At 60.9% G+C, this 24376-nt stretch carries 24 protein-coding genes; 7 read left to right on the forward strand and 17 right to left on the reverse strand.

The annotated features are described in order from the left end of the window. Nucleotides 1-36: 36 nt before the first annotated feature. From ugpB to ACJ8IP_RS18845, 7 genes are all read right to left on the reverse strand, one after another. Complete coding sequence (ugpB, locus tag ACJ8IP_RS18815) at nucleotides 37-1356, reverse strand: sn-glycerol-3-phosphate ABC transporter substrate-binding protein UgpB (protein ID WP_004934396.1); 1320 nt, start codon at nucleotides 1354-1356, stop codon at nucleotides 37-39. Between the two features lie 187 nt (nucleotides 1357-1543). Next, nucleotides 1544-2731: an aminotransferase-like domain-containing protein gene (locus ACJ8IP_RS18820; RefSeq protein ID WP_016929462.1), complete on the reverse strand. Its 1188-nt coding sequence runs from the start codon at nucleotides 2729-2731 to the stop codon at nucleotides 1544-1546. Nucleotides 2732-2775: 44 nt separating this feature from the next. Next, a complete protein-coding gene (gene livF, locus ACJ8IP_RS18825; RefSeq protein WP_015376292.1) occupies nucleotides 2776-3477 on the reverse strand; it encodes a high-affinity branched-chain amino acid ABC transporter ATP-binding protein LivF in 702 nt (233 codons plus the stop codon). Nucleotides 3478-3481: 4 nt separating this feature from the next. Then, nucleotides 3482-4249 (reverse strand): high-affinity branched-chain amino acid ABC transporter ATP-binding protein LivG, encoded by a 768-nt coding sequence (livG, locus tag ACJ8IP_RS18830; RefSeq protein WP_033652642.1) that lies wholly within the window; start codon nucleotides 4247-4249, stop codon nucleotides 3482-3484. Continuing rightward, a complete protein-coding gene (locus tag ACJ8IP_RS18835; RefSeq protein ID WP_033652641.1) occupies nucleotides 4246-5529 on the reverse strand; it encodes a high-affinity branched-chain amino acid ABC transporter permease LivM in 1284 nt (427 codons plus the stop codon). Before ACJ8IP_RS18835 ends, livG begins: the two co-directional genes overlap by 4 nt. Next, nucleotides 5526-6452 carry a high-affinity branched-chain amino acid ABC transporter permease LivH gene (livH, locus tag ACJ8IP_RS18840; RefSeq protein ID WP_015376290.1) on the reverse strand — a complete coding sequence of 309 codons (927 nt, stop codon included), beginning with the start codon at nucleotides 6450-6452 and terminating at the stop codon, nucleotides 5526-5528. The genes ACJ8IP_RS18835 and livH overlap by 4 nt, the downstream gene beginning before the upstream one ends. Before the next feature lie 117 nt (nucleotides 6453-6569). Further along, nucleotides 6570-7685 carry a branched-chain amino acid ABC transporter substrate-binding protein gene (locus ACJ8IP_RS18845; protein ID WP_025304902.1) on the reverse strand — a complete coding sequence of 372 codons (1116 nt, stop codon included), beginning with the start codon at nucleotides 7683-7685 and terminating at the stop codon, nucleotides 6570-6572. Between the two features lie 405 nt (nucleotides 7686-8090). Here ACJ8IP_RS18845 and panM point away from each other — a divergent pair, with 405 nt between their 5' ends. The 3 genes from panM to ACJ8IP_RS18860 are packed head-to-tail and all read left to right on the forward strand — an operon-like array spanning nucleotide 8091 to nucleotide 11753. Beyond that, the gene (gene panM, locus ACJ8IP_RS18850) at nucleotides 8091-8483 is read left to right on the forward strand and encodes an aspartate 1-decarboxylase autocleavage activator PanM (protein WP_049198652.1); all 393 of its coding nucleotides are present in this window, start codon (nucleotides 8091-8093) and stop codon (nucleotides 8481-8483) included. Next, nucleotides 8480-9697 carry a DUF3142 domain-containing protein gene (locus ACJ8IP_RS18855; protein WP_164107096.1) on the forward strand — a complete coding sequence of 406 codons (1218 nt, stop codon included), beginning with the start codon at nucleotides 8480-8482 and terminating at the stop codon, nucleotides 9695-9697. The genes panM and ACJ8IP_RS18855 overlap by 4 nt, the downstream gene beginning before the upstream one ends. 43 nt (nucleotides 9698-9740) lie before the next feature. Next, the gene (locus tag ACJ8IP_RS18860; protein WP_416153076.1) at nucleotides 9741-11753 is read left to right on the forward strand and encodes a hypothetical protein; all 2013 of its coding nucleotides are present in this window, start codon (nucleotides 9741-9743) and stop codon (nucleotides 11751-11753) included. Nucleotides 11754-11817: 64 nt separating this feature from the next. Here the strand turns inward: ACJ8IP_RS18860 and rpoH are convergent, their stop codons facing one another. From rpoH to ftsY, 4 genes are all read right to left on the reverse strand, one after another. Continuing rightward, nucleotides 11818-12675, reverse strand: a complete 858-nt coding sequence (gene rpoH / locus ACJ8IP_RS18865) for an RNA polymerase sigma factor RpoH (protein ID WP_004934345.1) — start codon at nucleotides 12673-12675, stop codon at nucleotides 11818-11820. 317 nt (nucleotides 12676-12992) lie between these two features. After that, nucleotides 12993-13946 (reverse strand): permease-like cell division protein FtsX, encoded by a 954-nt coding sequence (ftsX, locus tag ACJ8IP_RS18870; protein WP_033636680.1) that lies wholly within the window; start codon nucleotides 13944-13946, stop codon nucleotides 12993-12995. Beyond that, nucleotides 13936-14607, reverse strand: a complete 672-nt coding sequence (ftsE, locus tag ACJ8IP_RS18875) for a cell division ATP-binding protein FtsE (protein ID WP_164107098.1) — start codon at nucleotides 14605-14607, stop codon at nucleotides 13936-13938. The genes ftsX and ftsE overlap by 11 nt, the downstream gene beginning before the upstream one ends. 5 nt (nucleotides 14608-14612) lie before the next feature. Next, nucleotides 14613-16220 carry a signal recognition particle-docking protein FtsY gene (gene ftsY / locus ACJ8IP_RS18880; protein ID WP_420067308.1) on the reverse strand — a complete coding sequence of 536 codons (1608 nt, stop codon included), beginning with the start codon at nucleotides 16218-16220 and terminating at the stop codon, nucleotides 14613-14615. Nucleotides 16221-16462: 242 nt separating this feature from the next. Here ftsY and rsmD point away from each other — a divergent pair, with 242 nt between their 5' ends. After that, nucleotides 16463-17083 carry a 16S rRNA (guanine(966)-N(2))-methyltransferase gene (rsmD, locus tag ACJ8IP_RS18885; RefSeq protein ID WP_033644994.1) on the forward strand — a complete coding sequence of 207 codons (621 nt, stop codon included), beginning with the start codon at nucleotides 16463-16465 and terminating at the stop codon, nucleotides 17081-17083. After that, entirely contained in the window at nucleotides 17073-17345 is a 273-nt protein-coding gene (locus ACJ8IP_RS18890) for a DUF1145 family protein (RefSeq protein ID WP_004934327.1), read from the forward strand. The genes rsmD and ACJ8IP_RS18890 overlap by 11 nt, the downstream gene beginning before the upstream one ends. Before the next feature lie 3 nt (nucleotides 17346-17348). Here ACJ8IP_RS18890 and ACJ8IP_RS18895 read toward each other — a convergent pair whose 3' ends face one another. Beyond that, nucleotides 17349-17705: a DUF2500 domain-containing protein gene (locus ACJ8IP_RS18895; RefSeq protein ID WP_033644996.1), complete on the reverse strand. Its 357-nt coding sequence runs from the start codon at nucleotides 17703-17705 to the stop codon at nucleotides 17349-17351. 160 nt (nucleotides 17706-17865) lie between these two features. On the opposite strand from ACJ8IP_RS18895, the gene ACJ8IP_RS18900 reads away from it, so the two are divergent. After that, a complete protein-coding gene (locus tag ACJ8IP_RS18900; RefSeq protein WP_033644998.1) occupies nucleotides 17866-18492 on the forward strand; it encodes a lysoplasmalogenase in 627 nt (208 codons plus the stop codon). Between the two features lie 40 nt (nucleotides 18493-18532). Here ACJ8IP_RS18900 and ACJ8IP_RS18905 read toward each other — a convergent pair whose 3' ends face one another. Further along, entirely contained in the window at nucleotides 18533-18910 is a 378-nt protein-coding gene (locus ACJ8IP_RS18905; RefSeq protein ID WP_025304893.1) for an AprI/Inh family metalloprotease inhibitor, read from the reverse strand. 54 nt (nucleotides 18911-18964) lie between these two features. Further along, entirely contained in the window at nucleotides 18965-20428 is a 1464-nt protein-coding gene (locus tag ACJ8IP_RS18910; protein ID WP_033644999.1) for a serralysin family metalloprotease, read from the reverse strand. Nucleotides 20429-21108: 680 nt separating this feature from the next. Here ACJ8IP_RS18910 and ACJ8IP_RS18915 point away from each other — a divergent pair. Beyond that, on the forward strand, nucleotides 21109-23427 hold the full coding sequence (locus ACJ8IP_RS18915; protein ID WP_273974491.1) for a zinc/cadmium/mercury/lead-transporting ATPase: 2319 nt from the start codon (nucleotides 21109-21111) through the stop codon (nucleotides 23425-23427). Nucleotides 23428-23486: 59 nt separating this feature from the next. Here ACJ8IP_RS18915 and ACJ8IP_RS18920 read toward each other — a convergent pair whose 3' ends face one another. The 3 genes from ACJ8IP_RS18920 to tusA form a co-directional block, all read right to left on the reverse strand. Continuing rightward, the gene (locus ACJ8IP_RS18920; RefSeq protein ID WP_033645001.1) at nucleotides 23487-23762 is read right to left on the reverse strand and encodes a type II toxin-antitoxin system RelE/ParE family toxin; all 276 of its coding nucleotides are present in this window, start codon (nucleotides 23760-23762) and stop codon (nucleotides 23487-23489) included. After that, the gene (gene relB, locus ACJ8IP_RS18925) at nucleotides 23762-23962 is read right to left on the reverse strand and encodes a type II toxin-antitoxin system RelB family antitoxin (protein ID WP_223524348.1); all 201 of its coding nucleotides are present in this window, start codon (nucleotides 23960-23962) and stop codon (nucleotides 23762-23764) included. The genes ACJ8IP_RS18920 and relB overlap by 1 nt, the downstream gene beginning before the upstream one ends. Before the next feature lie 61 nt (nucleotides 23963-24023). Then, complete coding sequence (tusA, locus tag ACJ8IP_RS18930; RefSeq protein ID WP_025304890.1) at nucleotides 24024-24269, reverse strand: sulfurtransferase TusA; 246 nt, start codon at nucleotides 24267-24269, stop codon at nucleotides 24024-24026. Between the last annotated feature and the right edge of the window lie 107 nt (nucleotides 24270-24376).

Below are 24376 nucleotides of genomic sequence, written 5' to 3' on the forward strand. Positions count from 1 at the left end.
GATGCGAGCCCGGTCTGTCGGGCTCGCGACGCAGGGTTACTTGGTCGATGCTTCGAAGCGGCGCAGCAGCACGTCACCGCGCTGTACGGCGGCGTCCAACGCCTGCTGTGGCGTTTTCTTGCCGGTCCACACGCCTTCCAGCTCCTCATCCACCACGCTGCGGATCTGCGGCATGTTGCCCAGGCGCAGGCCCTTGGTGAACGGCAACGGCGGCTTGTTCAGCATCTGGCGAGTGGCGACGTCGGCACCCGGGTTCTTGTCGTAGAAGCCCTGCTGCTTGGTCAGATCGTAAGCCGCGGTGGTAATCGGCAGATAGCCGGTCTTCTGGTGCCATTCGGCCGCGATTTCCGGCTGCGCCAGGTACTGCAGGAATTCGGCCACGCCCTTGTAGGTGGCGGCGTCTTTGCCGTTCATCACCCACAGGCTGGCCCCGCCGATGATGGCGTTTTGCGGCGCATTTTTCGCGTCGGCGTCGTACGGCATCATGCCGACGCCGTAGTTGAATTTGGCGTAGTGCTTGATGTCCGCCAGCGAACCGGATGAGGCGGTGGTGATGGCGCAGTCGCCGTTATAGAACTTCTCGGTGGATTCGTCTTTGCGGCCGAAATAGGTGAAGTCGCCCTTCTTGTTCATCGCTTCGAGCAGCGCAATATGTTTGACCTGCAGCGGTTGGTTGAACTCCAGCTTGGCGCTGGTGCCGCCAAAGCCGTTGTTTTCACTGGCGAACGGCACGCCATGCCAGGCGCTGAAGTTCTCCAGTTGGATCCAGCCCTGCCAGCCGCTGGCGTAACCGCACTTCATGCCGGCTTCGCGCAGTTTGGCGGTATCCGCCGCCAGTTCCTGCCAGGTTTTCGGCGGTTGATCCGGGTTCAGGCCGGCCTTTTTGAAGGCGTCTTTGTTGTAGTACAGCACCGGCGTGGAGCTGTTGAACGGCTGCGACAGCAGATGGCCGCTCTTGTTGTCGGTGTAATAGCCGGCCACCGTCGGCACGAACACCGATTCGTCGAAGTTGATGCCGGCCTCTTTAAACACTTCGTAGACCGGTTTGATGGCTTTGCTGGCCATCATGGTGGCGGTGCCCACCTCGTAAACCTGCAGGATCGCCGGCGCCTTGCCGGAGCGGTAAGCGGCGATGCCCGCCGCCAGGCTCTGTTCATAGTTGCCTTTATAAACCGGCACAATCTTGACGTCGCTGTGCGACTGGTTGAAGCGATCCGCCAGAGAGTCCACTTCTTTACCCAGTTCGCCTTCCATCGAATGCCAGAACGGGATTTCTGTCGCCGCCAGCGCCTGTGCGCTGACCGCCAGGGTCAATGCGACGCACAGCGTGGTTTTGCGAATAGCGTAGGTGAGCATGCCTAACTCCTGAAAAAGCTGGTGTAAAAGCGCGTGAGCGAAAAGAATCAGTTTTTTGTTCGGAAGCTAACATGCCATGCGCGGATGACAGAAAAATAACCGTTAGATGACAGCCACATGACGGCAAGGTGAAGTGAAGATGGCGGTTTGATGTCGGCGGCGGGCATGGGCTCCGCCGCCGCGAGGATTACAGCGAACGGCGCAGGCGCGCGACCGCTTCTTGCATCTGCTGCTCGGTGGCGGTGGCGAACGACAGGCGGAAGGTCGAACGATCCGGGTTGTCGGAGAAGAAGTATTCCCCCGGCACGAACACCACGCCCTGCTGCAGCGTGGTGTTCAGCCATGCGGTGGCGTTGAACGGCTGGCGGAAACGCGCCCACAGGAACATGCCGCCCTTCGGTTTATCGAAGGTGATGTAGTCGCCCAGTTCCTGCTCCACCAAACCGGCCAGGATCTCGCCCTTGTGTTTGTAGGCGGCGCGGATCTTGTCGATCTGCGCCGGCAGGCGATCCAGGCCAAGGTAGCATTCGACGATGCTCTGCGACAGGGCGCTGGCGTGCAGATCCGCCGCCTGTTTGATGATCGCCACTTTATGCAGCAGGAACGGCGGCAGGATCGCCCAGCCCAAACGCAGGCCCGGCGCCAGGATCTTGGAAAAGGTCGAGGTATAGATGATGTGGTCGGTGTTGCCCAGCACCTGCTGCGACACCTGATGCAGCGTCGGGTGGCGCTCTTCGGTGAAACGCAGCTCGCCGTACGGATCGTCTTCGATGATCAGGAAGTTATGTTCGGCGGCCAGCTTCACCAGCAGTTCGCGGCGCGCGGCGCTGAGGGTGATGCCGCTGGGGTTGCCGAAGTTCGGCACCACGTACACGCCCTTGATGCGCTGGGTTTTCAGCAGCTCGGCCAGCTCTTCCACCACCATGCCGTCGCTGTCGGACGAGACCGACATGATGTTGGCCTCCGCCAGTTCCAGCGTTTGCAGCGCCGCCAGGTAGGTCGGGCGCTCCACCACGAACACGTCGCCCGGGTTGACGATGGCGCGCATCACCAAATCCAGGGCCTGCTGAGAGCCGGCGGTGACCATCACCTCTTCTGCGCGCGCGGTGACGCCGCGCTCGGCGCACAGCGCGCAAATGCGCTCACGCAGCAGCGGGCTGCCCTCGGTCAGGCCATACTGGAATGCGCTTTTCGGCTGTTCGGTGATCGCCTGCTGGGTGGCGATGCTCAATCCTTCGAAATCGAACAGCGCATCAGAGGGGATGCCGCCCGCCAGCGAAATGACGTGTTCCATCTTGCTGTGCTTAAGCAATTCACGGATGGCCGAACTTTTTACGTTAACGATGCGCTGCGCGAGTAACCCTTCTGTCTTCATTTATTCTTCTCGTACCTGATTATTTTAATTCGTAGGGGGGCGGATTAACCGCCCAGATACGCCGACCTCACTGCTTCGTTGGCTAACAATGCAGCCCCCGTATCTTCCAACACCACGCGGCCGTTTTCCAGCACATAACCGCGGTCCGCCAATTTCAGCGCCTGATTGGCGTTTTGCTCAACCAGGAAGATGGTCATGCCCTCTTCCCGCAGCTGCTGAATGATGTCGAAAATCTGCTGGATGATGATGGGCGCCAGCCCAAGCGAAGGTTCGTCGAGCAGCAGCAGCTTCGGCTGGCTCATCAACGCGCGGCCGATGGCCAACATCTGCTGTTCGCCGCCGGACATGGTGCCGGCACGCTGGCTTCGGCGCTCCAGCAGGCGCGGGAACAGCGTGAACACCCGTTCGATGCGCTGCTGATATTGGTGACGATCGGCGAAGAAGCCGCCCATCGCCAGATTTTCTTCCACCGTCATGCGCGAGAAGACGCGCCGCCCTTCCGGCACGATCGCCACCGCTTCGCGCATGATGCGCGAGGTTTGCCACTGGGTGATGTCCTGCCCCTGGAAGACGATGCTGCCTTCGCTGGCGCGCGGTTCGCCGCACAGGGTGCCGAGCAGCGTGGTTTTACCGGCGCCGTTGGCGCCGATTAACGTCACGATTTCGCCCTGACTAATCGTGAGACTGACCTGATGCAGCGCCTGAATTTTGCCGTAATGGGCGGATACCTGATTGAATGACAACATATTATTATTCGCCCAAATAAGCCCGGATCACGTCCGGGTTGTTGCGGATCTCCGCCGGTGTGCCCTGCGCTAGCGGCGTGCCCTGATTCACCACGTAAATGCGATCGGAGATGCCCATCACCAGCTTCATGTCGTGCTCGATCAGCAACACCGAGACCTTATGCCGATCGCGCAGCTCGACGATCAGATGATCCAGCTCGTCGGTCTCTTTCGGGTTCAGACCGGCGGCCGGTTCGTCCAGCATCAGCAGCTCCGGCCGGGTCACCATGCAGCGGGCGATCTCCAGCCGACGCTGCTGCCCGTAGGCCAGGTTGCCCGCCGAACGGTTGGCCATCTCCAGCAGGCCGACGCGCTCCAGCCACTCCGCTGCGCGCGCCAGCGCCTCGGCTTCGGCGCGGCGGAAGGCCGGGGTTTTCAGCAGCCCGGCGAACACGCCACTTTTCAGGTGCTGATGCTGCGCTACCAACAGGTTCTCAATCACCGTCATTTCACGGAACAGCCGCACATGCTGGAAGGTGCGCACTACGCCCATACGGGCGATAGCCTGCCCCGCCAGCCCTTCCAGATGGCGATCGCGCAATTTGATGGTGCCGCCGCTCGGGCGGTAGAAACCGGTCAGGCAGTTAAACACCGTGGTTTTACCGGCGCCGTTGGGGCCGATCAGCGAGACAATTTCGCCTTCATTGAGCGTCAACGCGACATTGTTGACCGCCAGCAGCCCGCCAAAACGCATCGACAGGCCTTCCACCTGCAGTAAAGGTTGAACGCTCATGCCTGTTCCCCCTTGCCCGCGTGAAGGTCCGCCGCCTGCAGCTTCAGCTGCGGCCGCTTCATCGGCAACAGCCCCTGCGGCCGCCAAATCATCATCAGCACCATCAGCGCCCCCAGCAGCAGCATGCTGTATTCATTCAGATCGCGCATCAGCTCGCGCGACACCACCAGCAGGATCGCCGCCAGAATGACCGCGAACTGCGAGCCCATGCCCCCCAGTACGACGATCGCCAACACGAAGGCCGACTCGACGAAGGTGAAGGATTCCGGGCTGACGAACCCCTGGCGCGCGGCGAACAGCGTGCCGGCAAACCCGGCGAACGCGGCGCTGATGGTAAAGGCGGTCAGCTTGATGCGCGTCGGGCTGAGGCCCAGCGAGCGGCAGGCGATCTCGTCTTCGCGCAGCGCTTCCCAGGCGCGCCCGAGCGGCATGCGCAGCAGGCGGTTGATGACGAACAGCGTCAGCACCACCAGCAGCAACGCCACCAGGTACAAAAATACGATGCGATCGCTCGGATCGTATTTCAGGCCGAAGACGTTATGGAAGGTATCCCAGCCGCCGTCGCGCACACTGCGGTTAAACTCCAGGCCGAAGAAGGTCGGTTTCGGGATCTGGCTGATGCCGTTCGGCCCGCCGGTGATCTCGGTATTGTTCAGCAGCAGAATGCGCACGATCTCACCGAAGCCGAGCGTCACGATCGCCAGATAGTCGCCGCGCAGCCGCAGCACCGGGAAACCGAGCAGGAAGCCGAAGGCGGCGGTGACGATACCCGCCAGCGGCAGGCTCTCCCAAAAGCCGAGGCCGTAATAGTGATTCAGCAGCGCATAGGTGTAGGCGCCGATGGCGTAGAAACCGCCGTAGCCGAGCACCAGCAGACCGGACAGGCCCACCACCACGTTGAGGCCGAGGCCCAGCATCACGTAGATCAGCGTCAGGGTGGCGATATCCACCGTGCCGCGCGACACCAGGAACGGCCAGGCGACCGCCGCGACGAGCAGCAGAGCCGCCAGCAGCTTTTGCCGCGGCGTGGTGCCGTCGAAGCTAGGCAGCACGAACGCCGGGCCGGAGACCTTTTTCAGGCCCTGCTGCAGCAGCGGGCGCAACAGCTGGAAGAAAAAGACGATGACGCAGCCGATGCCGATCCACATCCAGCGCACTTCCGCCGCGCCGTGCACCACCAGTTTGGTGCCGTCCAGGCTCAGCTGCATGCCCATCAGGAACGACGCCATCACGAACAGCACCGCCGTGGCGATCAGCGCATTGAGCAGATTGAGTTTCATACTTTCTCAACCTCCGGACGCCCGAGGATGCCGGTCGGCATGATCAGCAGCACCACGATCAGCAGCGCGAACGACACCACGTCTTTGTATTCGGTGCTCAGGTAGGCGGAGGTCAGCGCTTCCGCCACGCCCAGCACCAGGCCGCCGATCATCGCGCCCGGAATGCTGCCGATGCCGCCCAGAACCGCGGCGGTGAAGGCTTTCATACCGGCCATAAAGCCGATGTAAGGGTTAATGACGCCGTAGAACTGGCCGAGCAACACCCCGGCCACCGCCGCCATCACCGCACCGATGACGAAGGTCAGCGAGATCACCCGGTCCGTGTTGATGCCCAGCAGGCTGGCCATCTTCAGATCTTCCGCACAGGCGCGGCAGGCACGGCCCATGCGCGAATAGCGGATAAACAGCGTCAGCGCCAGCATCGCCAGGAAGGTCACGAGCCAGATGGTCAGCTGCATGGTGCTGATGGTGGCGGCGAAGCCGTTGCTTTCCCCCAGCACCCACTGGCCGGTGACCAGGCTGGGCAGCGCCAGATCGCGTGAGCCCTGCGTCAGGCTGACGTAGTTTTGCAGGAATATCGACATGCCGATGGCCGAGATCAGCGCAATCAGGCGCTTGGAGTTGCGCACCGGCTTGTAGGCCACCCGCTCGATGCTCCAGCCGTAGGCGCTGGCGATGACGATCGAGACCAGGAACGCGGCGCCGATCAGCAGCCAGCCGACGTCGATGCCGAGCATCATCAGGGCGGCGATAACGATAAAGGAGACATAGCTGCCGATCATGTACACCTCGCCGTGGGCGAAGTTGATCATGCCGATGATGCCGTAAACCATGGTGTAACCGATGGCGATCAATGCATAGGTGCTGCCCAACGTTAAGCCGTTGAACATCTGCTGCAGAAAATAGAGGAGCTGCTCTGACATACTCTGAACCCTTGGCTGCGAAACCCGCCGGCGGAGAACCGGCGGGTAAAGGGAGACGGGGCCGGCAAGCCGACCCGCTGGGCGCAGCAAACTGCGCCCCACCCTAATCATTATGGCTTATTTGATCGGTGTGGACGTGCCGTTGGCATGCCATTCGAACACGCCGAACTCGAAGCCTTTCAGATCGCCCTTGTCATCCCAGGTCAGCGGCCCCATCACGGTCTCCACCGGCTTGCCGGTTTTCAGATCCTTGACGATGTCCGCCGGCTCCTGGCTGCCGCTGCGCTCCATGCCGGTGGTCAGCGACTGCAGCGCGGCATAGGTGGTCCAGACGAACGGGCCGGTCGGATCCAGCTTCTTGGCTTTCAACGCATCGACGATCGGCTGGTTGGCAGGCACCTGATCGTAGCGTTTCGGCAGCGTCACCAGCATGCCTTCCGAAGCGGCGCCGGCGATGTTGGACAGTGAGGAGTTGCCCACGCCTTCCGGCCCCATGAAGCGGGTAGTCAACCCGGCCTGTTTGGCCTGACGCAGGATCTGGCCCATTTCCGGGTAGTAACCGCCGAAGTACACGAAGTCGATATTCTCTTTCTTCAGGCGCGCCACCAGGGTGGAGAAGTCTTTGTCGCCGGCGGTGATGCCTTCGAACATCGCCACTTCGGTGCCCTGTTTTTTCAGGCTGTCGCGCACCGAGCGCGCCAGGCCTTCGCCGTATTGTTGCTTGTCGTGCACCACGGCGATGCGCTTCGGCTTGATGTCGCTGAGGATGTATTTGGCGGCGGTCGGGCCCTGATCCGAGTCCAGGCCGGTGGTGCGCAGGATCATCTTGTAGCCGCGGGTGGTCAGATCGGCGTTGGTGGCCGCCGGGGTAATCATGATCACGCCTTCGTCTTCATAGATATCGGACGCCGGCTGGGTAGACGAGGAGCACAGGTGGCCGATCACGTAGCGAATGCCGTCGTTGATCACCTTGTTGGCGACCGCAACCGCCTGTTTCGGGTCGCAGGCGTCGTCGTATTCCACGCCGACCAGCTTGTCGCCCTTGATACCGCCCTTGGCGTTGATGTCGGCAATCGCCTGGCGCGCGCCGGTAAACTCCATGTCGCCATACTGCGCGACCGGGCCGGACATCGCTCCGACGATCGCCACCTTGATGTCTTTCGCCATGGCCGCCTGGCTCATGGCCATCGCAATACAACCCGCCAGCAGTGCCTTACCTGTTGTTAATTTCATCCGCAAATCCCCATCTGTCGTTGTGAACGTACCTGTTGTGTTTGCCTGCGCCCGATCGTTATTGACCGCTTTTGTTATAAGTAATAATGATTTAGGCGTTTTATCGGCATTATTTTCTAATAAGACTTTATTTTTCATGCCATTAAACAGGAATTTTCTTCTGCAAATCAACTTCATCCGGCAGAAACAAGCGGTGTAAACAGGATAAAATTCGAATTAAATCTGCGCTCTTTACCTTGAGGCGTAGTGCGTTGTGCTGGTTAACAATCCGTTTACTAACTATTTACTCGGAAAATGCCCCGTGCAAAAAACATATTGCACAGTAATCGTACAGAAAAACTTACACAACGCTCTGCACAAGATCTATTACACTGTCGGCATCATTTAGCTGCGCGGAAATTCTGCATGAAACTGACCATCGAGCGCCTGACCGCGCTGTCCCCGCAAGACCTTATCGACCTTGGTAAAATTTGGCCGCACCAGCAGCCGGAACAGTGGCAGAGCTGGCTGAGCGACGGCAAGGCGCTGTTCGCCGCCCGCTTCAACGAGCGGCTGCTGGGGGCGGTGAAAATCGCGCTGCAGGACGACCGCGCCGAACTGCAGGACCTGCTGGTGCGCGAAGTGACGCGCCGCCGTGGCGTCGGTCTTTACCTGGTGCAGGATGCGCAGCGCCAGCTGCCGCAGGTCGCCCATTGGCAGCTGTCGACCGCCGGTCTGGCGCCGCGCGAACGTGGGGAAGTCGATAACTTCATGCGCGCCTGCGGCTTCGCGCCGCAGGGCGATCTCTGGCAAAAATGAAACGCCGGCTGGCGGCGCTGGTCTTGATTGCGCTGGGGTTGGCGGCCTGGTTCGCCGGGCATCAGCAGGCGCTGCGCCAGGCCTCAGGCTGGGATCAGCAGGTTTACGTTTGGCAGCGGGTTTGGACGCCGCAACACGCCGATGCGCTGGCGCACAGCCGCGATCTGTTCGCCGGGCTGCGGGTGTTGGCGCTGCAGGTGCATCCACGCGAGGGCTGGCGGGAAATCCCGGCCGATCTCAGCCTGCTGAAGCAGGACGGCCGCCCGCTCTGGCTGGTAGCACGCCTCGACGGCCAGCTGGCGCAGCTGGACCAAGAAGCCATTATCCAGCGTCTGCTGGCGATCACCCAGCGCTGGCAGGCGGCCGGGCTGCCCGTCACCGGCGTCGAGATCGATCATGACGCCGCCACGGCTCGCCTGCCGGATTATCAGCATTTTCTGCAGCGGCTGCGCCAACGGCTGCCCGCCGCTTTGCAACTCGGCATCACCGCCCTGCCGGCCTGGATCGGCTCGCCCAACTTGCCCGGCGTACTGCAACAGGCCGACAGTTCCGTTCTGCAAGTGCATGCGGTGCTCTCACCGCAGCAGGGGCTGTTTGACGGCCCGCTGGCGCTGCGCTGGGTGCGGCAGTACGCCGCCGTCACACCGAAGCCGTTTCGCGTCGCGCTGCCGGCCTATGGCATGGCGCTGCTGGGGTTTGATGCGCAGGGCGCGCAGGTGGAGAGCGAATCCTCGCTGCGCGTAGCCGGCAACGGCCGCGAACTGACGGTCGCGCCGCAGCAGCTCGCCGATTTTCTGCAAACGCTGGCGCAGCAAACGCCGCCCCGGCTGCGCGGCGTGATTTGGTTCCGACTGCCGCTGGCGGACGATCGGCGCGCCTGGTCGCTCGCCACGCTGCGAGCGGTGATCGAACGGCGGCCGCTGAATGTAGACTGGCAGGTAAAATTTAGGCCTCAGCCGCAGCAAAACGGGCTGTATGATCTGATAATTCATAACAACGGGCCGGTGGACGCCCCGCTGCCGCAAGAGGTGGTCATCCGCGCCGACGACTGCCTGGCGGCGGACGCGGTCGGCAACTACCGGCTGGAATCCGCACCGCAACGGCAACGCTTTATTCGCATCAGCAGCGACCAGCTGCGCGCCGGGCAATCCCGGCCGTTGGGCTGGCTGCGCTGCCAACAACTGACGCCAGGAGGCACCCTTGTCACACCTTGATTCGCGCGCGGCACGGAACACCCGCCGCCTTCTTCCGCTGGCCATGCTGATCGGCGCCGCACTGCCGCTGGGCGGCTATGCCTGCGGCCCGGATTTTCCTAACCGGCTGCTGATCGATCGCAACGGCACCCTGCTGTATATGCCGGAGGGCAATTTCGCCTTCGAAGCCGGCCGGCTGGTGCCGATGGATAAACAGTTGCCGCACTGGCAAGCCCCGCCGCCGCCGATGCCGCCGAAACCGATGCCGCAATCGCCGGAAACGATAGCGATAGGCAAAATGCGCGCCGCCAAAACGGTGGAAGAGGCTGACGCCGTCAATACGCAGGGGTTGTCCAACGCCGCGCGTCTCTATCAACTGGGCGCCGTGGCTTTCGCCAGCCACGATCCGCGCGCCGCAGACTATTTTCAGCAGGTGCTGAAGCTACCGGCCGCCGAGCAGGGCGACTGGGGACTGCGGGCGCAGTATTCGCTTGGCCGCGTACTGATGGCTGACCACGGGACGCCGGTGAACGAATCCGGTGAAGCGGCCCCCGCCGCCGAGCACCCGCCAAAAGCCGCGCTTGAACAGGCGCTGACGGCATTCCAGCAGGTGATCGACCGGGTGAAAAGCGGCGCCGCCGATCCCGATCAGTTGGCGTTGAGCAGCCTTGGGCAGCAGGCGCGCATCCACCTGTGGCTGGGTGACGTCGCCCCCGCCGCCCATCTGTACGCGCAACAGGCGGCGCAGGGCGATCCGAGCGGCGGGCAGTCGCTGCAGTACGTCTCCAGCTTCCTGGTCAACCCCGACCATTTGGACACGCTGAAACAGATTATCGGCGATCCGTTGATCCAGCAGCTGGTGACCATTGAACTGTTCGCCCGCAGCGGCAACCTGCAAATGGCGGATACCGACGGCAACGGCCGCTCCGCGCAAATCATCAACCAGATCCTGACGCTGCTGGACGGCTCAGTGAAAAGCGGCTTCGCCGGCAGCGATCGGCTGGCGGCGCTGGCTTACCGTTCGGGGCAGTACCCGATGGCGGCCAGCCTGCTGAAAAACGCCGGCGACAGCGGCCTGGCGTGGTGGCTGCGCGCCAAAATGGCGCTGCGCGACGGTGACGTGAAAGCCGCCACCGCCGCCTACGCCAAGGCGGCAAGCGCATTCCCCGCCGACGAAAGCTGGGGTGAACAGCGCAACGCCGACTTCGTCGCGGAAACCATCGTGCCCGAGTGCCGGGTGGCCGGCGAACAGGCCATCCTGGCGCTGAACCGAGGCGACTATCTGCAGGCGATGGACCTGCTGTATCGCGGCAAAGCGCTCTACTGGGCCGACGTGGCCGACGTGGCGGAACGGGTGCTGACCGTCGATGAGTTGAAAGGCTTTGTCGATAAGCACGCCCCGGCGCCGACGACGCCGCTCAAGCCGGTTAATCCGGACGATTACGGCGGCCAGCAGATCACGCCGGAGGTGCAGCTGCGCGAACTGCTGGCGCGGCGGCTGATGCGCGCCGGGCGATCGCCGGAGGCGCTGGCCTACTTCGATATCCCCAACTACCGGCAAGCGGCGCAGCAGTTCACCGACGAGCTGAAGGCCGCCAAGGACAAATCCGCTGCGCCGCTGGCGCGCGCACAGGCTTACTATCGCGCCGCCAACCTGCTGCGCGCCCAGGGGCTGGAGTTTACCGGCTATGAGATGACGCCGGATTACGCCATCTATGGCGCCGGCTATTCCTATCTGGGGGATGCGTTCGATACCCGCGAACTGAGGCATAAAAGCTGGATCGACAGCGCAGAAGCGGCGCGCGCCAAGGCGGCGCTACCGGAGGAAGACAACCGTTTCCTGCACTATCGCTGGCAGGCGGTGGGACTGGCGCAACAGGCGGCCGATCTGCTGCCGCCGAAGAGCCAGGCCTATGCCGCCGTGCTGTGTAACGCCGCCAGCTGGGTTATCAAACGCGATGCCAAAACCGGCCGGGCGCTTTATCAGCGCTATATCAACACCGGCACCCGTTATCCGTGGGCGGCGAAATTCGGCTACGACTGCCCGGCGCCGGACTTCGCCGCCGTGGCGCCATAACGCCGAATTTCAGGCACTAAAAAGCCCGGCTTGCCGGGCTTTTTTTATCGAATCTCGCATCGACTCAGGCTTCGATCGCCATTTTCAGTTTCTTCATGGCGTTCTTTTCCAGCTGGCGCACGCGTTCGGCGGAAACGCCGTACTGATCGGCCAGCTCCTGCAGCGTCGACTTGTTGTCGTCATCCAGCCAACGGGCGCGGATGATATGCTGGCTGCGCTCGTCCAGACCTTCCAGCGCATAGGCCAGTTTGTCTGCGGCGTTGCTTTCCCAGTTATCTTCCTCGATGCCTTCGGCGAAGTCCGAGCTCTTATCCTGCAGGTACAGCACCGGCGCCATCGACTGGCCATCGCGGGCCTCGTCGTCCGGAGTCGGATCGAACGTCATGTCCTGCGCCGCCATGCGCGATTCCATCTCGCGCACGTCTTTGCTGGTGACGCCCAGCTCACGGGCCACCAGTTCCACTTCGTCCTGGTTGAACCAGCCCAAACGCTGTTTGGTTTTGCGCAGGTTAAAGAACAGCTTGCGCTGCGCTTTGGTGGTCGCCACTTTCACGATGCGCCAGTTGCGCAATACGTACTCGTGGATTTCCGCCTTAATCCAATGCACCGCAAAGGAAACCAGACGCACGCCGACTTCCGGGTTGAAGCGGCGAACGGCTTTCATCAGGCCGATGTTGCCTTCCTGAATCAGATCCGCCTGCGGCAGACCGTAGCCTGAATAGTTGCGGGCAATATGAGCGACAAAGCGCAGGTGAGACAGGATGAGCTGCTTAGCGGCATCCAGATCGCCCTGATAATGCAGCCGTTCAGCCAGCTCCCGCTCTTCCTCTGCCGTCAGCATCGGATAGGCGTTGGCTGCCCGGATATAGGCTTCCAAGCTACCTTGGGGTACTAAGGCTAAAGTTTGCATTTCTTTGGTCATTCAAACCCTCTCTATGAGAATACAAAATCATGCAGGTGATTATTACAGCGGGGAAATGATTGATTCTACGGCAGTTGCTGAAGCAAAAGCGGTTCCACACGCCGGGCACCTTAACATTTGCTGCAATTTTTGACCGTACTCCGCCCTAAAAGTTCACCCTTTTTTGCAAGCATTGTTGCTGACAATACGTGACGAGGGTGCAGGCCGATAGGGAATTTGTGCGCTAAGAAGAGAGGGATGGTGCTGACTTCGCTTGAGGTCACTCTTCTCCCGCAACGCGATCAAAAGCAGCAGGAGAAGAGTATACCAAAAAAATCTTACTGTGGTGTAAATCGGCGTAAATGTTGCACCGTCGCCAGCCAGGCGGCGATCCAGCCGATCATCGCGGAGATGATCAGCAGCAGCAGCGCCTCATCCCAGCCCAGCCCGTGCAAGGTGAAGGTGGTGCCGAATACCTTGGCCACCCCGGCGACCACCGACTCCAGCTGCCACACCAGCGCGCCGGACAACACCAGCGACAGCAGCGCGCCGGCAAAACCCAGCATCGCCCCGCCGTTGAGGAACGGCCGCAGAATAAAGCCGTCGGTGGCACCGATCAGCTTCATCACGTTAATGGTGTCGCGGCGGCTGAAGATGCTCAGACGCACGCTGTTGCCGATCACCAGGAACACCGCCACGATCATCAGCACGCCGATGATCGCCGCGATCTGACCCGCCAGCCCGGTCAGCGCCGCCAGGCGGGCAAACCAGCTGTCATCCATACGCACTTCTTCCACGCCCTGCACCGCCGCTACGCGATCGCGCAGGGTGTTGAGGGTATCCGAACTCTGGAAGCTCATCTTCGGCGTGACGATCGCCACCGCCGGCAGCGGGTTCTCTTCCAGCATGTCCAGCGCGCCGCCAAAGCCCGACCAGTTGCGGAACTCGCCGCGCGCTTCTTCACGCGACAGGTAATTGACCTTCTCCACGCCGGCTTCCGCCTTGATGGCGTCGAGCACTTTCAGCGCGGCGTCGTCATCGAGCGATTTATCCAGATAAACGGTCAGCTGCGGCGTTGGATACCACTGGCTGGCCGCGGTGCTGACGTTTTTCCACACGATGTAGCACACACTCGGCAGCGTCAGGGAAATGGCGATCACCATCACCGTCAGCAGCGTCGCCAACGGCTGACGCAGCATGTCTTTGATGGCGTTCATCCAGGCGTAACGCCACTGTTCGCGCCAGCCGCCGCGCAGCGCCTTGCTCTTGGCGGTTTTTGCGTTATTGGCCATGGTGAGCGCCCCCTTGCATGCGGCCCTGGCTCAGCGTCAGGATGCGGTAATTGCGGCGGGTGATAAGCCCGGTGTCGTGCGTCGCCATCAGTACGGTCACGCCGACGCGGTTGAATTCTTCAAACAGGCGCAGAATGCCTTCCGACAGCGCATCATCCAGGTTACCGGTCGGTTCATCCGCCAGCAGCACCGCCGGCTTGTTCACCACCGCACGGGCGATGCCCACGCGCTGCTGCTCACCGCCGGACAGCTGAATCGGGAAGTTTTTCGCTTTATCCAGCAAACCGACCTTGTCCAGCGCGGCGGAAACGCGGCGGCGGATATCTTCGGTGCTGGCGCCGGCGATGATCAGCGGCATCGCCACGTTGTCATACACCGTGCGATCCAGCAGCAGGTGGTGATCCTGGAAGATCATGCCGATCTGCCGACGCAGGAACGGCACCTCGCGGTTTTTCAAGCGACTGATGTCGTGACCGCCAAACCAGATGTGGCCGGCGCTGGGCCGTTCGATACCGCAAATCAGTTTCAGCAGGGTACTTTTCCCCGCGCCGGAATGGCCGGTCAGAAACGCCATCTCCGCCGGGCGCAGATGGAAATCAACCCCCTGCAGCGCTTGCCGTCCGCCCAGATAAGCTTTACTGACCTGTTCAAAGCGAATCATCCGTATTAATCCTCTCGGGCAAAAAGTGCCTCAATAAAATCGTCAGCCTTAAACGGCCGCAAATCTTCGATGCCTTCCCCGACGCCGATATAGCGGATCGGGATACCGAACTGATCGGCGATGGCGAAGATCACCCCGCCCTTGGCGGTACCGTCCAGTTTAGTCAGCGTGATGCCGGTTAAGCCCACGGCCTCATTAAATAATTTCGCCTGACTGACCGCATTCTGGCCGGTGCTGGCATCGAGCGTCAGCATAACCTCATGGGGGGCCTGGTCGTCCAGTTTTTTCATGACGCGGACGATCTTCTTCAGCTCTTCCATCAGGTGCGATTTGTTCTGCAGACGGCCGGCGGTATCGGCGATCAACACATCGATGCCGCGCGCCTTGGCGGCCTGCACCGCATCGAAGATCACCGAAGCGGAATCCGCGCCGGTATGCTGCGCTACCACCGGAATGCGGTTGCGTTCACCCCACACCTGCAGCTGCTCCACCGCGGCGGCGCGGAAGGTATCCCCCGCCGCCAGCATCACCGACTTGCCTTCCGCCTGGAATTGACGCGCCAGCTTGCCGATGGTGGTGGTTTTACCCACGCCGTTCACCCCGACCATCAAGATGACATACGGGGTTTTCCCGCTGACATCCAGCGGCTGATCGACCTTGGCCAGAATTTCGGACATTTCCTCCTTCAGCTTGCCGTACAGCGCTTCGGCGTCTTTCAGCTGCTTGCGGCTGGCGTGCTGGGTCAGGGAGGTGATGATTTTGCGCGTGGTATCCACGCCGACGTCAGCGATCAGCAGCTGTTCTTCCAGCTCGTCGAACAGATCGTCGTCGATCTTTTTACCGCGGAACAGCCCCATAAAGCCGGAGCCGAGGTTTTGTTTGGTCTTCAGCAGGCTGCGTTTCAGGCGGGCGAAGAAGCCTTCTTTGGTCGGCCTTTCCTGTTCTTGCGCCGCGGCCGGCACCACCGGCTCAAGCGGTTCTTCTTCCACTTCCGGCACGGATTCAGGTTCAACGACCGGCACCGGCTCAGGTTGGACGACCGGCTCAGGTTGGACGACCGGCTCAGGTTCGACGACCGGCTCGGGTTCAACCACCGGCTCGGGTTCAACCACCGGCTCGGGTTCAACCACCGGCTCGGGTTCAACCACCGGCTCAGGTTCAACGACCGGCTCAGGCTCGACGACCGGCTCGGGTTCAACCACCGGCTCAGGCTCAACGACCGGCTCAGGCTCAACGACCGGCTCAGGCTCAACGACCGGCTCAGGTTCAACGACCGGTTGCTGTTGCGCCGCCACCTGTTCGGTGACGCTGACGATCTCTTCGGCCAGCGCTTGCGCCGCCGGCTGTTCAGCCGCCGCCGGCAAATTTTCCGCGATTTGTTCGCCGGCCTGACCGTTATCCCACTCTCCCGGGGTGTCGACGGAGGCGGCAGGTTCAGATTCCTGGGCGGGGAGCTTGTCGTCCAGCTTGGCGGCGGCCGGTACAGCCGGCGTCTCCGCGGCCTGAGCTTCCGCCTGCTCTACCGGCTGCTCAGGTTGCTGTTGCTCTTCTTCCTTTTCCTTCTGGCCAAAGCCCAGCCAGGAGAAAAACCCACGTTTCTTATCTTTTGCCATGTTATGACTCTACTCCGTACCGAAGGCTCGCTTACCCTACATACCTGAAGGATATATGCTGACAATAATCCGCCGAGTCTATCACTTTCCCTCGCGCAGCAACACGCATCCGGCATGCTTTCCGGTGTGAAATCAGACAACAAAGTTTTACCGTTCCCCCCGACGCCCGTCACCGGTAGAATAGAGACAACTTTTCGTTAACCTCTGCGGCCCCGCGCCGCAAAAGAAATCAAACAACGCTTATGACAAGACTCTCGCCACGGGCGGCGGCCAAAAAACCGCCCCAGGCCGCAGCCGGACAGATCCGCATCATCGGCGGCCAATGGCGCGGCCGTAAGCTTCCGGTGCCGAACAGCCCGGGGCTGCGCCCCACCACCGATCGGGTACGCGAAACCCTGTTCAACTGGCTGGCGCCGGTGATTCAGGGCGCGCGCTGCCTGGACTGCTTCGCCGGCAGCGGCGCATTAGGGCTGGAAGCGCTGTCGCGCTATGCCGGCAGCGCCACGCTGTTGGAATTCGAGCGGCCGGTGGCGCAGCAGCTGGAAAAAAATCTGGCGCTGCTGCAGGGCAAAGGGGTGGTTATCAACACCAACGCGCTGAGCTGGCTGGCGGGCGACGGTCAACCGTTCGACGTGGTGTTCCTCGATCCGCCGTTTCGCAAAGGCCTGCTGGCGGAGACCGCCCTGCTGCTGGAGCAGCGGGGCTGGCTGGCCGACGAGGCCTGGATCTATGTAGAAGCCGAGGCGGAAAGCGCCGCGGCGGACGTGCCTGCCAGCTGGCAGTTGCACCGGGAGAAGGTCGCCGGCCAGGTGGCTTATCGCCTTTATCTTCGTTCGCAAGAGAAAACCGACCATGCTGATTAATCTGGGCCGCCTGCTGATGCTGTGCGTATGGGGCTTCCTGCTCTCTAACCTGTTCCATCCGTTTCCCAAGCCGCTGAAGTATTTCATCGACGTGGCGCTGTTCTTTATGGTGGTGATGCACGGCCTGCAGTTGGTGCTGTTGAAATCCACCCAGCCGAAGGATCAGCCGATCAGCTACTGGCAAGAGGCCAAGATCTTTATCTTTGGCGTGTTCGAGCTGCTGGCCTGGCAAAAGAAACAGCCGCCCATCAAGAAAAAGTGACCGCTACGGCTGAACGGTGAACGAGACGAAGCGCGTGCCCTGCATGTTTAACGTGCCCTGCGCGCCTTTTTCTATCGGGTTGTACTGCCATTGCTTCAGCCGCAGCGTAATGTTTTCACCACCCTGGTTAGGGCTGAACACCACCTCGTAATACATCGGCTCGTTGACCAACGGCTCGCGCTGCGGCGCACGGGTCTTGGCGACCGGGAAGCTCCGCTTGTCACTCACCGTCACCTGCAGACTGCGCATCGGCGCGCGATCGTTTTCCGCCTCCTGCTGGCGCTGTTTGAAGTAACGTTGCGTGGCCAGCACGGCGATCAACGCAATGACGGCGACAAAAAATAACGGTGGCTTACTCATCGGTTTCCCATTTCCTTCACGGTCAAATCGGCGTAAACATAGCATTCTCAAGAAAGCATTGTCGATCGTCGGCAGGCTACCTACACTGAAATGAAGAAGTGACATGGGTGACAGTTTGGAGCCGGTGGTTGCGGCTCCCTCCTACATAAGGAAGACATAAATGAGTTGGCCGTTCCTTGCCGTATTCTTTTCCGGTTGGCTGTTCGTCGACGCCTCTTACCGTGGGCCGCGCTGGCAGCGTTGGGTGTTCAAACCCGTCACGCTGCTGCTGCTGTTGCTGTTGGCCTGGCAGGCGCCGGTGCTCAGCGCCGCGGGCTATCTGATCGTACTCGGCCTGCTGGCAACGCTGATCGGCGATGCGCTGCTTCTGTTGCCGCGCGAGCGGGTGCTGTACGCCATCGGCGCCTTTTTCCTGTCCCACTTGCTGTACACCCTGAGTTTCGCTAGCCAGATGACGTTCAGTCTGTTCTGGCCGCTGCCGCTGGCGCTGCTGGCGATCGGCGCATTGCTGCTGGCCGCCCTTTGGACCCGGTTGGAAGAGATGCGTTGGCCGATCGTCACCTATGTGGCGATGACGCTGCTGATGGTCTGGCTGGCGGGCGAGCAATATTTCCTGCGCAGCACCGATTTCGGCTTCTCACTGCTGACCGGCACCTCGCTGCTGCTGCTGGCCAACGTGGTTTGGCTGCTCAACCGCTACCGCTTCACCTTCCGCGCGGCGGACGCCATCGTGGCTTTCTGTTACTTCTCCGGCCACTTCCTGATCGTGCGTTCGCTCTACCTGTAGAGACCTGCCGCGGGTTCGGCGCGCCGAACCCGTTTCTTCATCAAGCCAGCGCTTTCAACGTCAGGGCATCACCCGCACCCAGCTGATTGCGGTACAGATCGCCGTCGCGCGAGAAGAACGCCAGCGTGCTGCCATCCGCCTGCAGCAGGGCGATGCCGTCCGGCGCCGGGCGCCAGCCCACCACCTCGGCCGCAAATACGCTTTGCAGACAACGCTGCCGATCCACCAGCTGGTAGCCGTTGGTCTCGCTTTGCTCATTGGCCAGAAACTCGATTTGGCATTGCCGTTCGCTGTCGGCTACCTGCCATTGCCCCGCCAGCGACTGCGCGGTCGGCAGCGCCAGACTGCCGGCCATCACCGCACTCGTCACCATCATGCCTCCCGCCGCCAGGGCGGCGCGCGTTAAAGTACCTTTCATACCGGCTCCCACATCACGCCCGGCCGAGACTGCGCCGGGCGCTCCGTTGCTGCGTTACACGATAAAGTCAGTGGCGACGTCTACCTGACCGACGATTTTCACCAGGAAGTCCGGCGCCTGATGACCACCGATGTTCACCGACAAATCGGTCACGTTGTTGGAAGCGTTGTAGCTCAGCAGCGCTTCACCGGCCGCGCCGCTGAAGTGATCGACGAAGTGAATGAAATCGCTGCTCTGCGCTTCTTTGTTGAAGAACGAAAGATCAATCTTGTCGATCCCTTTCTGGAAGTCGCGGATCCAGTCTGAAGCGCCCGGCGCGGAATCGCTGGCGGCAGAGAACACGAAGATGTCTTTACCGGCACCGCCCCACAGCTCATCCGCCCCGCCGCCGCCGAACAGCACGTCGTTACCCGCGCCGCCTTTCAGCACGTTATTGGCCGCGTTGCCGACGATCACGTCGTTGCCGGAACCGCCAATGGCGTTCTCGATGGTCACACCGGCGGCGATCGAGACGTTGCCTTTCAGGCCGCCCACGTCGGAGAACGACTTCTCGTTCAGGTTGATGCGCTGGTTAGCGGTATAACCGGAGAAATCGAAGGTATCGTTGCCACCCGCATCCCAGGCCGCAAAGATCACTTTCTGCGAATTGCTGGTGGTGCTGAGGAAGTCACGACCGGTGTTGGAGTTAAAACCGTACACGGTGTCGCCGGTGCGGGTCGACAGGTTGGCGCCATACAGATGTTGAATGGCGGCAATGTCATCCAGCAGCGGAGCTGCGGCGTAATGACCGCCGTTATCGCCACCGGTGTTGGTTTCGCTCCAGTAGCTCATCAGGCTGAACTGGCGGGTGTCTTCCGCATAAGTGACGTCGCGATAGGTCGGGTTGCCTTCACCGGCGTTGTAATCGCCCGGGTGGCTCAGACCCAGCGCATGGCCAATCTCATGGGTGAACGTCTGGCGGCCGTAGTCTTCGGTCGCCGGATGCTTCACGTTGGACTGGTTGACGTTGTACCAGGTCTGGCCTCCCAGATCCTGCCCCTGCCAAATGGTGTTCGGCAGGAAGGCGTAGGCCTGGGTGCCGTAATCATAGTGGCCGGGACGATCCTGGCTGTAGTTACCGAAGGTGATGTTGGCCTTTTGTCCGGCCGCCACTTCGGTAAAGGTGATATTGGCGACGTCGGCCCAGGACTGCAGCGACAGCTTAGCCTGCTGCTGCTGTTCCGCGCTGAACTTGCTCAGCCCGGTGTCGCCGGCGACGTTGGTGGAAGAGAACTTATAGTCCGGGAAGGAGAAGGTTAATTTGACCGGCTGGCCAAATACCTTGTAACCGTTCCAGGTTTGGTTCTCACGGGTAATAAACAGCCCAGCTTGCTCGTTAGAAAATGAATCCTTGCCATTAATCTGAATCCCGTTGCCCCGCTCATGATAATGCAACAGGTCGTCTACAGCATCGTAGCCGGTTGTGGCGGCCGCGAAGTTGGATTCAGTAATTTCAATTGCCTTTTTAGTAGATTGCATTGGTTCGATTCCACTCATTACCTGATTGATATCAATCAGACAGATAGACATAACCTCCCCGTAAGCCACGGTTAATGAACCTTAAGCTTGCTGGAAGGGGCTTATGCGCCGTTACCGGCAGTGTGTTTGGTAGAATTAATGCATATATATCAGCAAATAAGATCACCATTAAAAATGGTAATCGATTCCAATTATAGGCAGGACCGCAAAACTGCACATAAAATAATCAACCATTTATTATCGCAACGAAAGTTTGTTATGCTACTTTTTGCGCTTATTTACAAAACAAATGAAACTTAGAGAGGAGAAGTTGGCACCAAACTTCAATAGCAATGCGGCTTGCAGACACAAGCGAATCATGCTGGCTAATTAGGCGCCAAAAGATAAATTTTGCTAACGCGTTATAGATAAATAACTCTTTATTATTAGACCGGGCGACTTTTTAGTTTCTATAGGAATATTATTTTCTTATTTAAACTAACGGCGGCGAGACTTTTTCTCGAAATAGGTAATAAGAAAAAGCAATAGATTAAAATTCGCATTATTCATTATTGAATGAATCCCCCCATAACGCCTGAACGCCGTTAGCAATAATTCTCATCCGGCGCTTGACTCTGGAGTGCACTCCAGGGTGTAGAGTCAGCTGAGCAAACCCGGTTAACTGCCCGAAGGGGGACGTTATGCACAATCAGCAAAACCATAATCATCAGGAACATCACCACGCCGAAGGCGGATGCGGCTGCAACCACAGCCACAGCAAAACCCAGCATGGCTGCAGCAGCGAGCCGAAAAACGCCGCTGCGCAGACCGAACACGCCCATCACCATCACGATCATGGCGAGAGCGGCTGCTGCGCCGCCGCCCCCGACGATCCGGACGAGGAAAGCGACAGGCTGGCCGCCGCTCCCCCTTCCGGCAGCCAACGTTTCAGCTGGAAAGTCACCGGTATGGACTGCCCCAGCTGCGCCAAGAAAATCGAAAATGCCGTCACCGCGCTCCCCGGCGTTGACAGCGCACGCGTATTGTTCGCCACCGAAAAACTGGTGGTCGACGCACAGTCCGATATCAGCCTGCGGATCCAGGACGCGGTCGCCCAGGCCGGTTTTACCCTGCTCGGCGCTCAGACAGCCAAAGATGCCGCGCCAAAAGCCTCGCGCTTCGGCGAATTTGCGCCGCTGCTGTTGTTAACCACCCTGATGGTGGTCAGCTGGGTGCTGGATCGGATTAACCCGGAGCTGGGTCGCATCGCCTTTATCGCCACCACGCTGGTCGGGTTGGCGCCGGTCGCCGCCAAGGCGCTGCGTCTGATTCGCTCCGGCACGCCGTTCGCCATCGAAACGCTGATGAGCGTGGCGGCCATCGGCGCGCTGTTCATTGGCGCCACCGCCGAGGCGGCGATGGTGCTGCTGCTGTTTATGGTTGGCGAGCTGCTGGAATCCTACGCCGCCAACCGTGCGCGGCGCGGGGTGAAGGCGCTGATGGAGCTGGTGCCGGAAGATGCGCTGCTGCTGCAAGGCACGGAACGCAAACGCGTGCCGGTCGCCAGCCTGCGCCCCGGCGACGTGATTGAAATCGCGCCCGGCGGGCGTCTGCCGGCCGACGCCGAACTGCTCAATCCGTTCGCCAGCTTCGACGAAAGCGCCCTGACCGGCGAATCGGTGCCGGTCGAGCGTCAACGGGGGGAAAAAGTGGCCGCCGGCAGCCTGTCCGTCGATCAGGCGGCACAGATGAAGGTGATCTCAGAGCCCGGCAAAAACGCCATCGACCGCATTCTGCAATTGATTGAAGAGGCCGAAGAGCGCCGCGCGCCGATCGAACGCTTCCTCGATCGCTTCAGCCGCTACTACACCCCGGCCATCATGCTGCTGGCCGTCGCGGTGATCCTGGTGCCGCCGCTGCTGTTCTCGCAGCCGTGGGAGACCTGGATCTATCGCGGCCTGACGCTGCTGCTGATCGGCTGTCCATGCGCGCTGGTGATCTCGACGCCGGCGGCCATCACATCCGGGCTGGCGGCCGCCACGCGGCGCGGCGCGCTGATTAAAGGCGGTGCGGCGCTGGAGCAACTGGGCCAGATTCAAACCATCGCCTTCGATAAAACCGGCACCCTGACCGAAGGCAAGCCGACGGTCACCGACGTGCTGCCCATCGGCGCGCTCACCGAACAACGGCTGTTGCAGCTTGCCGCCGCGGTAGAGGCCGGTTCACATCACCCGCTGGCGCAAGCGATCATTAACCGCGCCGCCGCCAGCGGTGCCGAGCTGCCGCTGGCGCAGGCGCGCCGCGCGCTGGCCGGCGTCGGTGTGGAAGGGATCGTGGACGGCAAGACCGTGCTGATCAGCGCGCCGGGCAAGCTGGCGCCGGGCCTGCTCGACACCCAATGGCAGAGCCAGGTAGACAAGCTGGAAAACGCCGGTAAAACGGCGGTGGTGGTGCTGGCAGACGGCGCGCCCATCGGCTTGCTGGCGCTGCGTGATACGCTACGCAGCGACGCCAAACAGGCGATAGCCGAACTGAACGCGCTGGGTATTCGCGGCGTGATGCTGACCGGGGACAACCCGCGCGCCGCCGCGGCGATCGCCGGCGAGCTGGGCCTCGACTATCGCGCCGGTCTGTTGCCGGAAGATAAGGTCGCTGCGGTTACCGAGCTGAACGAACTGCGCCCGACGGCGATGATCGGCGACGGCATCAACGACGCCCCGGCGATGAAAGCCTCCAACATCGGCATCGCCATGGGCAGCGGCACCGATGTGGCGCTGGAGACCGCCGACGCCGCCCTGACCCACAACCGGCTGGTGGGCGTCGCGGAAATGATCCGCATCTCGCGCGCCACCCACGCCAATATCCGGCAAAACATCACCATCGCGCTGGGATTGAAAGGGGTCTTTCTGATCACCAGCCTGCTGGGGTTAACCGGGCTGTGGCTGGCAGTGCTGGCGGACTCCGGCGCCACCGCGCTGGTCACCGCCAACGCGCTGCGGCTGTTGAGAAAGCGCCAATAACGTGACGCCAGGCCGGGTTCCTCAATGGGAACCCGCCATTATCGATTGCAGCGAAGATACTAAGGATATTGTCGGCGCGTATGTAATACCCGCAACACCCGGATGTGAGTTTCCAGCACCTGGTAAATCAGGAGATAATGGGGATGCAAGGGGATTTCATGCGTGCCGTCCACTCTGCCACGCCGGAAAATTCGAGGATGCCTGGCGGCGGGAGTGACGGCCTCCATGATGAGAACCTTCATTTTTCTGGCTGCCAGAGGGTTATCGTTGGCGATGAATCCCACAATCTCCGCCAGATCCTGACGTGCGGCTCGAGTCCATTCGATGTTGAGCATTATGCCTGCTTCGCGTTGATCCTGGCTTCTGCAGCAGCGATAACAGCATCCATTTCAGCCATCACGTCATCATGAGGAATACCGGGCCACGGCTCATCCATGGCTTCCTGAACTCTTTCAAGAAACCAGCGCTCATAGCCCTGTGTGTGTTCCTCATTTTCCATCTTGGCAACCGTAGGCAGTAGTAAAATACTCATCATCGTTTGTCCCTTTCTAACGCTCCCCAATCGCAGGGAGCTTATCTTACGAGACGATTAAAAACTATACACCTTTCCGTAACAGATAACGGTATGGCGCCTGCTCGGTCTCCTGCGCCACCAGCGTGTGCTCCATAAAGCGGCAAAACCCCGGGATATCGCGGGTAGTGGCCGGATCGTCGGCGATAATCAGCAGCGTTTCGCCGTTGTCCATATGGCGCACGGTTTTGCGCACCATCATCACCGGTTCCGGGCAACGCAGCCCCAGCGCGTCGAGCGTCTGGTCTGCCTGGGCAAATAAGTCAGTCATGCAATTTTTCTCGTTCAAAAACGATCGGCGAACGCTCGCCGCATCTCATTAGCGCCTAGTTTACGCCGGTAGTTTTTCTGCGCAAGATGCGTTAACGTTTGCGTTAA

Source organism: Serratia sp. CY52157 (assembly GCF_052168495.1).
Classification (GTDB): Bacteria; Pseudomonadota; Gammaproteobacteria; order Enterobacterales; family Enterobacteriaceae; genus Serratia; species Serratia ureilytica.